Origin of the sequence: Sandaracinobacteroides saxicola (assembly GCF_014117445.1) — a bacterium.
Classification (GTDB): domain Bacteria; phylum Pseudomonadota; class Alphaproteobacteria; order Sphingomonadales; family Sphingomonadaceae; genus Sandaracinobacteroides_A; species Sandaracinobacteroides_A saxicola.
The window spans coordinates 1,802,056-1,816,066 of sequence record NZ_CP059851.1 but is presented as its reverse complement, the minus strand read 5'-3'; the positions used below and the strand labels follow the sequence as shown (position 1 = coordinate 1,816,066).

12 protein-coding genes are annotated in these 14,011 nt (G+C 64.0%); 7 read left to right on the top strand and 5 right to left on the bottom strand.

The window, feature by feature from the left end; translation table 11 throughout:
• Positions 1–13: 13 nt before the first annotated feature.
• On the bottom strand, positions 14–502 hold the full coding sequence (locus tag H3309_RS09065; protein WP_182294422.1) for a GNAT family N-acetyltransferase: 489 nt from the start codon (positions 500–502) through the stop codon (positions 14–16).
• Positions 503–564: 62 nt separating this feature from the next.
• A complete protein-coding gene (locus tag H3309_RS09060; protein ID WP_182294421.1) occupies positions 565–1,143 on the bottom strand; it encodes an NAD(P)H-dependent oxidoreductase in 579 nt (192 codons plus the stop codon).
• Between the two features lie 91 nt (positions 1,144–1,234).
• Here H3309_RS09060 and H3309_RS09055 point away from each other — a divergent pair, with 91 nt between their 5' ends.
• Complete coding sequence (locus H3309_RS09055; RefSeq protein WP_182294420.1) at positions 1,235–2,164, top strand: LysR family transcriptional regulator; 930 nt, start codon at positions 1,235–1,237, stop codon at positions 2,162–2,164.
• Position 2,165: 1 nt separating this feature from the next.
• Here H3309_RS09055 and H3309_RS09050 read toward each other — a convergent pair whose 3' ends face one another.
• Positions 2,166–2,444 carry an MmyB family transcriptional regulator gene (locus H3309_RS09050; RefSeq protein ID WP_243453671.1) on the bottom strand — a complete coding sequence of 93 codons (279 nt, stop codon included), beginning with the start codon at positions 2,442–2,444 and terminating at the stop codon, positions 2,166–2,168.
• An 883-nt stretch (positions 2,445–3,327) separates the two neighbouring features.
• On the opposite strand from H3309_RS09050, the gene H3309_RS09045 reads away from it, so the two are divergent.
• From H3309_RS09045 to H3309_RS09025, 5 genes are read left to right on the top strand one after another with little or no spacing between them, the layout of a single operon-like run.
• On the top strand, positions 3,328–3,843 hold the full coding sequence (locus H3309_RS09045; protein WP_182294419.1) for a MaoC family dehydratase: 516 nt from the start codon (positions 3,328–3,330) through the stop codon (positions 3,841–3,843).
• Positions 3,844–3,882: 39 nt separating this feature from the next.
• Complete coding sequence (locus tag H3309_RS09040) at positions 3,883–5,358, top strand: class I adenylate-forming enzyme family protein (protein ID WP_182294418.1); 1,476 nt, start codon at positions 3,883–3,885, stop codon at positions 5,356–5,358.
• On the top strand, positions 5,355–6,335 hold the full coding sequence (locus H3309_RS09035; RefSeq protein ID WP_182294417.1) for an enolase C-terminal domain-like protein: 981 nt from the start codon (positions 5,355–5,357) through the stop codon (positions 6,333–6,335). Before H3309_RS09040 ends, H3309_RS09035 begins: the two co-directional genes overlap by 4 nt.
• Positions 6,336–6,337: 2 nt before the next feature.
• Positions 6,338–7,312 (top strand): ornithine cyclodeaminase family protein, encoded by a 975-nt coding sequence (locus H3309_RS09030; protein WP_207791485.1) that lies wholly within the window; start codon positions 6,338–6,340, stop codon positions 7,310–7,312.
• A gap of 11 nt (positions 7,313–7,323) precedes the next feature.
• A complete protein-coding gene (locus H3309_RS09025; protein ID WP_182294416.1) occupies positions 7,324–8,445 on the top strand; it encodes an alanine racemase in 1,122 nt (373 codons plus the stop codon).
• 2 nt (positions 8,446–8,447) lie between these two features.
• Here the strand turns inward: H3309_RS09025 and H3309_RS09020 are convergent, their stop codons facing one another.
• Together H3309_RS09020 and H3309_RS09015 are read right to left on the bottom strand one after the other, a co-directional pair.
• Entirely contained in the window at positions 8,448–10,313 is a 1,866-nt protein-coding gene (locus H3309_RS09020; protein ID WP_182294415.1) for a serine hydrolase domain-containing protein, read from the bottom strand.
• Positions 10,310–11,602, bottom strand: a complete 1,293-nt coding sequence (locus H3309_RS09015; RefSeq protein ID WP_182294414.1) for an MFS transporter — start codon at positions 11,600–11,602, stop codon at positions 10,310–10,312. The genes H3309_RS09020 and H3309_RS09015 overlap by 4 nt, the downstream gene beginning before the upstream one ends.
• On the opposite strand from H3309_RS09015, the gene H3309_RS09010 reads away from it, so the two are divergent.
• Positions 11,585–13,996, top strand: a complete 2,412-nt coding sequence (locus H3309_RS09010) for a TonB-dependent receptor (protein ID WP_182294413.1) — start codon at positions 11,585–11,587, stop codon at positions 13,994–13,996. The two genes, H3309_RS09015 and H3309_RS09010, sit on opposite strands and share 18 nt — an antisense overlap.
• Positions 13,997–14,011 lie beyond the last annotated feature (15 nt).

Here is a 14,011-nt window from a genome sequence, read left to right as displayed (position 1 = left end):
ACGGGACCTAGCTTTACGATGCGGCGCGCGATTGTCCTTGGGCATCGATTTGTGCCGCGGAACGATCGAGGGCTACTTGGCGAGCGTCCAGCATCCTGCGGAAGAAGATGCGGGTTTCAGCATCCAGGTAGTTCGGCAATTCACCGAACCTGATGTAGCCGAGCCGCTCGTAGAATCCGGGAGCCTGGAAGGAAAAGGTGTCGACCCAGATGCCAGTACAGCCGAATGTCTCGGCGTCGCGTTCGGCCTGCGCGACCGGTGCACGGCCGAGGCTTTGTCCGCGAAGCTGTTCCGGCACGCCGAGCAGCTGAATATGCAGCCAGTTCCAGTTTAATTGACCGATCAGACCGCCGACAAGTTCATCACCATCATACAGCCCAAGTGCCAGTGGCTGCGGTAAGAACGGAAAGCCGCGCGCCCGGCTGAATGCATCTAGCGGCGCGACAATCGCGGCCCGTTCGTTTTCAGAAGGCGCATTCAAACGAGCAATGGATACCGTCATGAACTACCGGTCCCTTTCCTGCCGACTACCATGAGCGTGTCGAGAGTCGCTTCTCTCATAGCTCAGGCTGCCAAGCGTTCACGAGGAGGCGTCGCCGCAATGAAGGCCTCCAGCGCGCATACATAGCTGTCCCCGGCGGCGACCAGCTCTGCCGGGCCAAGTTTATCGGCTCGGAAGATCAGGTGCGGAGCGTGCCATGGCAGGCCACAGCGGTGTGCCGTCGCCTTAAGCGGTGCCAGGATTTCATCCGCAGTGAAATAATTGGCACCGCTGCGGCCATAGGCAGCCGACGTGTTGCCCGCGGTCGCTGCGACCATTAGCGGCGTGCCGGCCAGCCTGGCACCTTCGGTATCGGGGTGGATGTAGTACATGCGCGTCAGCACCGCATCCTGCCAGGCCTTCAGCAGCGCGGGGGTCGAATACCATTGGATCGGAAATTGCAGCACGATCCGGTCGGCTTCCAGCAGTGCGCGCGCTTCGGCCTCGCTATCGGCAGCCAAGTCGATGAGGCCGTCGGGGTAACGGGCATAGATGTCCACAACCAGTGTGCCAGGCACGGTCTGGGCAGCGTCGCGCAAAGCCGCATTCGCCTTCGACTGTTCGATATTGGGGTGAAAGAGCAGGACGAGGGTCTGGGTCACGGGAGTTCCCTTCGGCTTTGGCATGACCCGACGATTATCCTATCGAGAAAATTCTTCCAACGGATATTGAATATACACTATTATCCATCTGATGAATTTACGCGGCATTGACCTGAACCTTCTCGTCGTCCTCGACGCGCTCCTCGAAGAGGCGCATGTCAGCCGGGCGGCGCACCGGCTGAACCTGTCCCAACCTGCTGTGTCTAGCGCTCTGCAGCGGTGCCGCGCGCTCTTCAGTGACCGCTTGCTGGAGCGCGGGCGCGGGGGCATGACCCGCACACCATTGGCGGACACGCTGCGCGCACCGTTGCGGTCCATCCTGGCTGACGTGGAGTCCTTGCTGGACCCGCAGGAACTGCCATTGGACCGGATCGAGCGCGTGGTTCGTATTACCACAGCCGACGATCCGGCGGCCCAGTTGGCGTGCCCTCTGGTCGAGAATCTTACGCGGACCGCGCCGGGCGTCACAGTAGTGTTTCGCCCCTGGCTTGGCCAGGACTCGGTCGTGCGTGAGCTTCTGGACGGTGATACGGACATTGCGATAGCCGTGTTTGATCGCGAGATCGAAAATGTTGAAATCCGGCCACTATTCGACGCTGATTATGTGGTCGCAATGCGCACAGGCCACCCCGCGGCGGCCGCCTTCGACCTCAATGCGTGGCTTGCATACCCGCATGTCGTTGTTTCTGGCCGTGCAGAGTGGCGCACGCCGCTCGATCCACACGTCTCCATCATGGGCCACCGGCGACGCGTCGGGCTCGTCGTGCCCTCGTTCCAGCTTGTGCCCGCCGTGCTGGCGGCGACCGACTTGATAGCCATGCTGCCGCGGCAGAGCATCGCAGCGCACGCGCATCCCGAATTTGCCCTGTATCCGCCCCCGGTCGCAGTCGATGGCTTCACCCTCAAAGTGGCCTGGCATAGCCGCCAGAACCTCGACAGGGCCGTGCAACATGTCACCGGGATCGTGCGCGAGACCTTCGAAACTGCCAGCGCGCAGCCTACATTGCTGCTGGAAGGATAATCTAGGCCGGACCGACCACGAGTGAACGGACACGTTCAGCGTCGGCTGGTGACACGGGGACGTGGACGAGCATACTCAGTTCCGGGCGACCTTCTACTGCAAAAGACGAGAACTCCAACTCGATTGGCCCGGCAACCGGATGGTCGAGGCGCTTGCGCCCGTCGCTGGTGGTTGCGACATCGTTCTCCTGCCATAGCGTCGCAAACAATGGACTCGTGCGCCAAATACCACCGTATGCCGCCGTTATCTGCGCTTCTGCCGTATCCGCTGTGCCTCGCAAAAAATGCGCAATCTCAGGGGCGTAACGGCGGCGGTGGCGGGTAGCTGAGAAGTCCGGGTCCGGCGATGTAGAATTCGGCCAAGCGCCCCCATCTCAATCATCGTGGCTTGTCGCCGGCAGTCGTAAGCTCGCCGCAACATCTTCTGATTTTCCGCATCGAATGCGAAACCGCCGTCATCCTGCGTTTGCTGCCTGACGCAATGAACCTGCCATCTTACCTGGCCGACAAACTGTAGCGCGCCATCGGTGCCTTCGAGGGCACCCAGCGAACGGGAGCAAAAGTGTCCGTAATTGGGGATTGACAACCTGCCGAACGCTGGTTCAGCAACCGATGTTTGAACGGGGATACCGAAAAATCGGGTGCTCCAGAGCCAACGTCTTGCATCATCCGTGCCAATCTCCCTGCAAGTCGTTCCGCGAACCCTGTTGCGGGGAATGAACGAATTCGAAGACGAGCTGAGCGAGGTGCAGGCACGCGTTTTCAGCGACATGCAGGCACGGCTACTGAAAAAAACTCGCCACGGTCGCTCGCAGCCAGGTGGTGCTTAAGCGCACGGCCGACGCCAGGTCGCGTTGGCAGAAGACGGCGACCATCATCGACCGGCGGCGAGGTTGAGGAAAATGATAAACAAGAGGGCTGGACATAACTCGTCCGTCAGGATTCCCGCGAAACACAGCCGCTGCCCAAGGACCAGCCGCTGACGACAAATCAGGTCGCTTTGGAATGGCTTTTGTCCATACGGCCTGACGCCTTGCTGGCACCGCAGTGTAGTTTTGGACTTCAGCTCGGGTTGCCATCTTCCTTTGCAGGACGTCAGGGCCAAGCTTAGCTTGCAGAATACATACATTCCGGTATGTTTGAAACACAACCATGAGGTGTCAAATGGCGGGCGACGACGTTTTAACCGGGCAAGCTGTCAACATCGGTCAATCATCGCTGCCGTCTTCATGGCGGACAGTCCAGCAGGCCGACATAGACGCATTCGGGAAAAGCACGGACGACATGGATCCCATGCATGTCGAGCCGGCGTGGGCGGCGGCAAATGGGCCGTTCGGGGGCACCATTGCCTTTGGTTTCTGGACGCTGGCAATGCTCACTTCGATGGTGCGCGAGATTGCGGGGACATCGCTCGGAACCGACGTCCAGGCGCATTTTGGCGTGAACTATGGGTTCAATCGGGTTCGCTTCGTCGAACCGGTCCGCGTCGGCGCACGGATCCGTGCCATCGTTACTCCCATCCATGTCGACACATCGCACGCCGGGCGTATTTTGACGACCATGGATGTCAAGGTCGAGATTGAGGGCAGCGCGCGGCCGGCGCTGGTTGCGGAATGGCTTTCGCTGACCATCCTGCCCACCGAAAGCGGCCGCCTCGACGGCTTTCGCCGGGCGGGGTGAACCGTGCGGCACCCGATCAGCGATACGGTCGCAGCGGCCTTGGCCGAACAGGTCTCGCTGCGGCCTGACGCGCTGGCCGTCGTCGACGGAGATCGGCGCCTGACCTATCGCGAACTGGGCATGCAGGTCGCGGCATTTGCACGCCAGCTGGGTGGCATCGGCATCATGCCAGGCGACCGGGTCGCCGTTCTTGCGCCGCCCGGTCTTGCCTTCTGGTCGAGTTTTCTTGCCACAACGTCGATCGGTGCCATCTGGGTAGGCCTTGGCACGCGGCACCGCCGCGACGAATTGCGGCATGTGATCATCGACTCCGGCGCCAAGGCCGTTCTCGCCGTCGCCACGCTGGACGGCCGCGCCTATCGTGAGGATCTTGAAGCGGTCGTGACACCTGCAACCGTGCTGCGCTGGTTTGGCGAGGACGGCCTGCTGGCCGACACCCTGCCTGCACAGGCGGCTGAGTCGCGCCCGCTGACAGCCGCGGAACCCGCCCTGATCGTCTACACCTCGGGCACGACCGGTACGCCCAAGGGTGCCTTGCTGTCACACGGGGCGCTCGTGGGCGGGGCGCGCGCGCAGGCGCAGGTTTACGCTGATCCGACACCGCCGACACAGATTTGTGCCTTTCCGATCAATCACATCGCCTGCGTCGGTGATACCTGCCTGACCAATCTGGTGGCCGGCGGAACGTTGGTCTTCACGCCAGGTTTCGATCCTGACGAGCAGTTTGCGCTCATCGCAAGCGAGCGGGTCAACGTCTGGGGCGGCATCCCGACGATGCTGATGCTCATGCTCAGCCGCCCCGCAGCTACTACGACCGATATGAGCAGTGTCCGCTATATCGTCTGGGGCGGTGCCGCGATGCCGCCCGCGATTGTCGAGGCGCTGGGCGGCTTCGGGGCGCGACGAGTGGCGGTCTACGGGATGACCGAAACCGGCTGCAACGTCACCCACACCCCAGCCAATGCCGCCAGCTCGGCGCTCGCGGGCAGCATCGGCGTGCCGCTGCCCGAGGTTGATATCCGCATCAGCCATGACGATGGCGCGGCTGGCGAATTGCAGATCCGTTCGCCGTTCAACATGATCGGCTATTGGGGGCGTGAGGACGCGACACGGGCCGTCTTCACCGAGGATGGCTATCTGCGCAGCGGCGATCTGGGGCATTGGAACGACGACGGGTCCATCACGCTGGTCGGTCGTGCGTCCGACATGTTCAAGTCGGGCGGCTTCAACATCTATCCGCGCGAAGTCGAACTCGCCATCGAACGCCTGCCAGGCGTGATTGCCGCCGCCGTCGTCGCTGTGCCCGACCCGCTCTATCAGGAAGTTGGCCACGGCTTCGTCATGACCGGCGGCGGCCAGTGGACGGAGGCCGGACTGCGCGCGGCGCTCGGCGAGACGCTGGCGAATTACAAATGCCCCAAACGCATTCATCTGGTTGCGGCGCTGCCGATCCTGCCGAACGGCAAGGTCGACAAGCTGGCATTGCGTGCACAGGCATTGGCAGTCGGCGGATGAACCTCGATGTCGACGTCACGGTCTCGCGGTTCGCGACACGGCGTCCGCTCGCCATTGCGCGCGGTGTGCAGACGGCGGTTGAGACCTGTCATGTCCGGCTGCTGGGCAACGGGGTCCGCGGCGCTGGCGAAGCCGTCGGGGTCAGCTATCATGGCGAGACGGCCGACTCGATTGCCGCACAGGTTCAGACTGCGGCCGCGACGACGGCAGACATCGTGGCCATGATTGCCGCGCTCCCGCCGGGAGGCGCGCGCGCCGCACTTGATGCGGCATGGTGGGACTGGCAGGCCAAGGCCGACAATCGGCCGGTGTTTGCGCCGGCTGCGCGTTCAGTCGACCAGATCGCTTCGACATGGACGGTCAGTCTCGGTCCACCAGGTGCAATGGCGGCAGAAGCGCGGGCCTGTCCTGCGCATGCATCGGCGATCAAGGTCAAGCTGGGTGGAACAGTCGCCGATGATGAACGGCGCATTGCAGCCATTCGCGCCGCGATGCCGGACAGCGTCTTGCTGGTCGACGGCAACGCCGGCTGGACGCCGGATGCGTATCGCGCGGTCCTGCCAGGCCTGTGCGCGGCCGACGTCGCCTGTGTCGAGCAGCCATGCCCGCCGGGCAGCGAGGCAGCCTTGGCCGACCTGGCCGACATCATCCCACTTTGCGCCGACGAAGCCGTTGACGATGCGGCGAGCGTCGAGCAATTGTCGCCGGTCTACCAGTCGATCAACATCAAGCTCGACAAGTGCGGGGGCCCCTCGGAAGCCTTGCGAATGGTGGCCGTGGCCAGGGCCCGTGGGCTTGGCATAATGGCTGGCAGCATGCTCACGACGTCGCTGGGGGTCGCGCCGCTGTTCCTGCTCGCCGCGCACGCGCGCTGGTTCGACATCGACGCTGCAACCTACCTGGTGCATGATCGCGCGCCGACGCTGGTGCACAAGGACTGGCGCTTCCGCTTTCCGTCACGTGCGCTTTGGGGGTAGGCATGCAACGACCGCTGGAGATCGTCAGCGAAGAGACGGCGCGCGCGGTGGTGAGCCTGGACGATGCCATTGAGGCGGTGGCGCAGGCCTTCATCGACCTGTCGGCCGGTCGTGCTGAGCTGTTTCCGGTCGCGCTCGGGCGCGGTGCGGACACGGGCCGCTTCGGCGCCAAGCTGGGGCGCGAAGGGGTTGATGGCACACCGGGCTTGAAAATCGGCACATACTGGCCGGGCAATCGTGCCAAGGGGCTGGCGGCGCATGGATCGACCACTCTGCTGCTCGACCCGGGCACGGGCTTCCCGGCGGCGCTGGTCGCTGCCACCTATCTCACCGCTATCCGCACCGCTGCCGCCGACGCGGTGGCGGTGCGGGCACTGGCCAGGCCTGATGCATCGCGGCTGCTGGTGATTGGCAGCGGCCATCAGGCCTATTGGGAGGCGCGGGCGGTGGCGCGCGTGCGGCCACTTACCGACATCGCGATTGCGGGCCGGTCGAACGAGGGCGCAGCGAAACTGGCCCGAATGCTCGCTGAGGAAGGCTATCCGGCCCGGCCGGGAACCGTGGCCAGCGATGCCGCCACGGCCGATCTGATCGTGACGGTGACGCCGTCGCATGTGCCGCTGATCGGGGCTGAACAGGTGCGCGCCGGCACCCATGTGTCGGCGATGGGGGCTGACGAACCTGGCAAGGCCGAGCTCGATCCTGCGCTGTTCGACAAGGCCGCCCTGTTCGCCGACCTGCCGGCACAGAGCGCCGCCATCGGTGAATTCAGCCAGGCGGTTGCGCAAGGCTTGCCCCTCGCGCGCATCACGGCCCTTGGCGATGTCCTGCGCGGCATCGCGGCGGGTCGACAGTCTGCGGACTTGATCACAATCTTCGACAGTTCGGGAACCGCGCTGCAGGATCTGGCCGTTGCGAGGCTCGCGCTCGCACGGGCACGGGCAGCGGGCACGTTGCAGACGATCGATATCGGTTGAGGAGCCTGAGCATGACGACGCAGCTGCGCGATCTGCAGACCCCGTGCCTGCTGCTCGATCTGGACATCATGGCGCGCAACATCGCCCGCGTGCAGACAGCGGCACAGCGCCTTGGGGTCGGCTTGCGGCCGCACGTGAAGACCCCCAAGGCCATAGAGATCGGCAAGGAACTGGGTGGCGGCATCGGCCCGATCACCGTATCGACGCTCAGCGAGGCGGACGTGTTCGCTTCCGCCGGCTTCAACGACATTCTCTATGCGACGCTGCTGTCGGCATCGAAGGTCTCGCGGGTCGAGGCACTGCTGGCAGGCGGGTGCCGGCTCCTGTCGCTTGTCGATTCGCCGGTTGCTGTGGCGCAACTGGCCGCAGCGCGACGCGGTGCCAGACCGCTGCCGGTGCTGATCGAGATCGACGTTGACGGCCATCGCGCCGGGGTTCGTCTCGGCGATGCGTTCGACGCGCTGGCGGCGCTGCTGATCGCGGACTCCGGCTTCACGCTGCTGGGCGCCATGAGCTATGCGGGTGCCTCTTACGACATTGAACCGGACGCCCGCGCGGTGCTGGCCGAGCGGCATCGGCGCGCCCTCGTAGCGGCCGGACAGCGTATCGCGGCGCTGGGCGGCCAGCCGGAGATACTCAGCTTCGGCTCGACCCCGGCGCTGATGGCTGCGGCAACCCTTGAGGGTGTTACGGAGGTGCGGGGTGGCATCTTTGTTTTTCAAGACCTGTTTCAGGCCGGCATCGGCGCTTGCACGCTGGATGACATCGCGCTCAGCGTGCTTTCCACCGTGGTCGGGCATCAGCCCGACAGCAAACGGCTGTGGATCGATGCAGGCGGCATGGCGCTGTCCAAAGATCGCAGCACCGCGGGGCGGTCCTTCGATGCTCGCTATGGGCTGGTGACCGCCGCAGATGGCCGTCGTCTGCCCTTATGGGTTGCCGATGTGCATCAGGAGTTAGGGCTGGTTGAAAGCATCGACGGCACACCGATCGACTTTGGTTCGGCGCCGATCGGAGGGCAGTTGCGCATTCTGCCCAACCATTCGGACATGACCGCAGCCGCCTATGACCGCTATCATTTGCTACGGGGTGGGCAGCTGGTCGGCACCTGGGCCCGTCACAACGGCTGGTAATGTCAGAGCCGCGCGATGCCAAGCAGGTGCAACTGCACAAACAGCACGAGCAAGGTGCCAGCCGCTGCGGCGGCAAACAGCGCCGTCATCAGAGCCCGGCCTCGACCATCAACGTTGCGCAGGGCGAGCAGCGCGCCGGCCGCCCCCATGACAACTGCAAGCAATGCCAGCGCAGCAGCAATTTGAAAGCGGGTCGCGTCCCCGGCAAAGTAACCGTCCATGAGCGGCGCTACGCCAGGAAACGGCGCCTGCAAAGCGGCGACGAAGCCGCCAACCGCAACCAACGACAGCACAAGCGCAGTGCGACTTTGGTCGCGGGCGCCGCGCCAGGCGAGCGCCAAGGCAATCATCAGCGCCGCCACCCCGCCGGCCAGCAGGCCCACGGCGACATGAGGCCGCTCGATCCAGCGCGCGGGCAGATAGGCATCCGGACGAAACTGGCGCACCAGCGCAAAGCCCTTCCCGTTTGGGAGGAACGCGATGGCTTCAGGAGAGACAGCACTGCGAAACAGGCCCGGTGCGACTTCTCGGTAGCCGCCGGCACCGCCGATGCGCAGCCCGTCGGGCGCCGTTTCGACCACAACAGCATTGAGAGCAAAGATCGACAGCACCGCCGCTGCGCTGGCGCGGTAACTGCGTGCGCTGACATAGGTGCCCGCGTAACGGCCAGTATCGCCGGGCGGCGCGGCTGCGGCGGGCATGGCGGCTGCCTTGGTCACATCGGTGCCGGTCAGGTCGCCGAGGAACGCGGCAACGAGCTGAAGCGTTATGCCTGGTCGGTCGGCAGGCAGCACGGTGCCGCGGCCATGCCACCAGTCGGTCATGCAGAAGAACAGCCCCGATCGCGCCGCGCGCGCCAGGAACATTTCGCACCATACGCCTTCGGTGGTGCCGCCGTGCTTCAGCAGCAGAAGCGGCCCCACGGGCTGCGTTTCGAACAGCATGGCATGGCCTGACATGGCCGGATGGGTCATGGCGAGCGTCGTCGTCAGCATCGCCGTTCCGCGGGGGCCGAGGACGCCCGGAATATCGGGGCCGGTAACGAGCGCCTGCACATAGCGCGCGAGATCGGCTGCCGTCATGACGGCACCGCCCGAAGGCAGATTCAACAGCGAATCCGGGCGCACCGGCCTTGCGACGGGGTGCTGTGGATCGGTCAGATCCTGCGGGACGATCAGATTTGCCGGCGCATGTAGCGAAACCGGCAGCATCGCACCTGCCATGCCAAGCGGACGAAATACATCCTGAACGACCGTATGTGCATAGCTTGTTCCGCCAACGTCCTCGACCACCGCGCCCAAGATCGCCACGCCGAAATTCGAATAGGCTGGCCACCGGCCAGCCTCACGCACGCGCCGGGGCATCATCGCGGCATAGGCAGCGCCGGGCAGCGGATAGAGGCGTGAATCGCGCGTGCGATAGAGGCCGAAGTTGGTATCGTCCAATCCGGAGCGGTGCGTCAGCAAGTCCCGCAAGGTGATCGCACGTCCTGGGCCGTCAGGCAGCTGAAAGTGCTTTAAATAGCTGTTAACTGGATCGTCAAGCGACCGGATGCGGCCTGCCTCAACCAGACGGGCGATGGCAATTGCGGTTAAGGTCTTGGTGATTGACGCCACCGGAAAGCGAGTCTGCCGCACATCGACGGCGGGCGAACCGATCCCCCCCGTGTTGCCCCAGCCCCGCAGTGCCACGACCTGCCCGTTGCGCACCTCGCCGAAGATCGCCGCCGACGCGCGATGTTCGCGCACAGCGCCGCCCAGCAGTTGCTCGGCCAGCGGTGCGGCCGTATCCGGCATCGGCTGCGCGGACGCCGTCAGAGAAAACATGAGGAATGCCAGCGCGCAGACGAAACGCAGTCGAGCGATCATGGCCGGTTTTCCCCTGAAAGAAACGTGAACAGTGCCGCCGTGATGAGCAGCAGCGCCGGAATGATAGCCATAACGAGGGTGATCGCCGGACGATCGTCCGCTCCGATCGACCCTGCATTGACGCCGAGTGCGAGCATCGCCCCTCCCGCCACAACTGGACCTGCCGCAAGCGCGAGCTTTTCAAGTGCGGTAAGATAGCCGGTCAGCCGTCCCGCCTGATCGCCCGCCGCGTCATCGGTGGTAAGCGCTGCCAGGCCGACGAAGGTCAGCACTTGCACGCCTGTCGCCGACATGCCCAGTGCGGCAAGGGCGACGATCAGCGCCATGTCGCCGAAGCCGCCAACACGTCCGGCGGCCACCGCCGCAAGCGCATAACCGAAAACGCCGAGCGTGAGCGCCGCGGCAAGCGGTCGCCTCCGTCCGCCGATTGCGGTTCGTCCCCACAGCGTCGCGCTGATCGCGCCAAGGCCGAGCATCACGAGCAGCAACATTCCCAGACGCGCCTCGCTCATCCCCTCGAGACCAACCGCATAATATGGGAGTGCCGCTGAACCGCAGGCGACGGCGACCTGCGCAAGCCCATAGAAGGCGAGGAGCGCGAGAAACCCTTGTGGCACCTTACGCGCCGTCGAAGTCGCGCCGGTCGCGACCCCGACATCTTCCACTCTCGCGAGCGCCGCGATGAGCATGGTCGCCATAACCAAGAGCCCGAGAAGGGTACCCATGAAGCGATATCCGCCCGCACCGCCCCCACCGACCTCGACCAGTATCGGTCCACCCGCGCCCCCCGCGATGATACCAAAGGCAACGAGCATCATGCGAAAACCAATCAGGTGCGTACGCGCCACCGGATCGGGTTCGATGGCCGGCGGCATGGAAATATAAGGTACACTGAACATTGCGAAGGCGACCACTGCACCGAAATAGGCAAGACCAACAAGCGCCGCCGTCGCCAGCGGCGCTTCCAGGCGGGGTATGCTGAACAGGGTCATAAGGCTCAGCCCCGACAGCAGCGCACCGAGAAGGAGAAACGGTCGGCGGCCGAAGCGCGGCCGGAGGTGATCCGACAACCGCCCAACCGCCGGATCGACTATCAGCGACATGGCCTTGGGCACGAAGACCGCAATCACGGCATATCCCATAGGTACGCGCAGGGTCTGCGTCAGGAAGAACAGCAGCAGGACTGACGGAACCGTCGAGAAAGTGCCAGTGGCAATCGAGCCGGTCGCCCATTGCAGTTTGCTATGTGTCACAATCAACGATTCTCCAACGTGGCCATTGACAAACATACCGGATTGTATGTCAACTGTGGATATGAAACGATTTCAGGGGAGGCGGCGTTGTTCAAACATGCATTGATGGCCGGAGCGGCATTTGCAGCAGCTCAACCGGTTGCGGTAAGCGCCCAGGCCACAGCGACCGCCGCCACTCCAGATACCACCGCGAGCGCGGAAATCGTGGTGACGGCGACAAAGCGCGAGCAGCGCGCGCAGGACACGCCGCTGAGCATCCAGGCCTTTGGCGGTGATCTGCTGCAGCGTCTCGGCGCCTCGGGCGTCAATGACTATCTCGACAAAGTGCCGGGGTTGACCAGCTTCGGCAACGGCAACACCCGCAACAACTTCACCATTCGCGGCGTCGCCAACATCGCGGGCAGTTTCCCCGCGGTCGGCTATTATCTCGATGAGACACCAATTTCTGACATTGGTGCACCAAGCATCGACCTGTTCGATGTCGACCGGGTGGAGATTCTCAAAGGGCCGCAGGGCACCTTGTTCGGCGAAGGCTCCATCGGTGGGCTTATTCGTGTCCTCACAACGGCGCCCGATCCGTCGAAACTCAGCGGGCGGGTCTCGGCGGGGATTTCGTCGATCAAGGGCGGCAGCCCGATCTACCGTATTGCGGGCGCCCTCAACGTGCCCGTCACCACCAATTTCGCGCTGCGCGGGTCAGTCGCCTATACCGACGACGGTGGCTTCATCGACAATCGCACAACCGGCACCAAAGATGTCAACTTCGTGCGCAGCGTGAACGTCCGCGTTGCGGGCCTGTGGAAGCCCATCGATGCGGTCACGATCACGCCTTCGCTGATCTATCAGCGCATCCGCCAGGGCACCGACAGCTTCAACAACCCGACCGGAGCCGACCTTGTCTTCGCCAATCCGGCGGCAGGCAATTTCAGCCTCGTGAACGCGGCGCCCAACGGCGGCAATCTGACGTTGGTCGACAATGCCCGGATTGCCAGCGGCACTGAACTGACGCTTGCCAACGCCTTCGACGGCTTTTCCAACGCGCGTTTTTATCTGCCGTCGCTCACCGTGAATGTCGATGGGGGGGCGTTCAACATCATTTCGGCGACAAGCTGGTATAACTTTGAGCGCAGCGACCTGAGCGATGACCGGGCAACGGCCGCCAGCTTTCGCAGCGGGCTCGACCAGCTGACACAATTCGGTGTGCTGCCGTTCCGCGTGCCGTTCCCGCGCGGTTTCCCCCTCGCCGGTACGAGCCGCACCAACACATTCACACAAGAGGTGCGGCTGGTCTCGAACGACGACGGCCCGTTGAAATGGGTCGTCGGCGGCTTCTATCGCAACCGCAACACCTTCAGCTCAATCGTGGAAACCGCTCCCGACCTGACCCCGCTGTTTGGCGTCAACAAGATTTTCGAGACGATCAACAGCATCCGCTATCGCCAGCTCGCCGGCTTCGGCGAGGTATCCTATGCCGTCACCCCCCGCTTCAACCTCACGGGCGGGCTTCGCGTGTTCCGCGAACAGATCCACGCGACCAGCCAGTCAGGCACCTTCGTGCCCGGCGGTCCGCCGACGTTCGCGCCAGGCTATGTGCAGTTCCCGCAGATTGGCCCGACAGGCTCGTCGGAGACCAGTGCGGTGTTCAAGGCGGCTATCGATTACAAGATTGCCGAACGTGTGATGCTCTACGCGTTGTTCTCCCAAGGCTTTCGCACCGGCGGCATCAACACGCGCATCATCCCGGCCGGGGCCAACCCCGCGCTGCCGGCGGGGTCACCGGTATTCTACGGGTCAGAAAAGCTCGATAATTATGAAGTCGGCGTGAAAAGCGTGTTCGCCGAAGGCCGGGTGCTGCTCAATCTGGCCGGCTTCATCCTGGAGACAAAGAACCCGCAGCTGCCGGTCGAGTTGGTCCCGGGCTTCACGGCGACGGTCAACGCCGCCGGTGGGTTGTCGCGCAGCAAGGGTTTCGAAGGCGAGGTGCAATTGCGCCCGATCGACGGCCTCACGCTGGGCGGCAATTTTGCATACACCGATGCCATATTGGTCTCGGCCGGCACCAACGGCACGCTGGTCGCAGGCTCGATTATTCCCAACACACCAAGTTTCAAAGCGGCGGCCTTTGCCGAAGGCGAAATCGCGCTCGGCAGCGAGATCAAGCTGCGCCCGCGCATCGACTATGCGCACACCGGCTCGCGCTTCGTGGGCCCGTCGCTTGACCCGACGGTGGCGGCGCGGCCGCCGTTCCCGGCCTATGACATTGTCGACCTGCAGCTGGCGCTGGCCTTTCACCAATTTACCCTGACCGGGTTTGTGACTAACCTTGGCGACGCAAGAGCGGTTTTGAGTAACCCGAGCTTCACGCAGCTGTTCGGGCTAATCGTCAACCGGCCGCGCACGATCGGGTTGCGGCTGGACGCCAGCTTCTGAGGTGAGTTCCTCGCC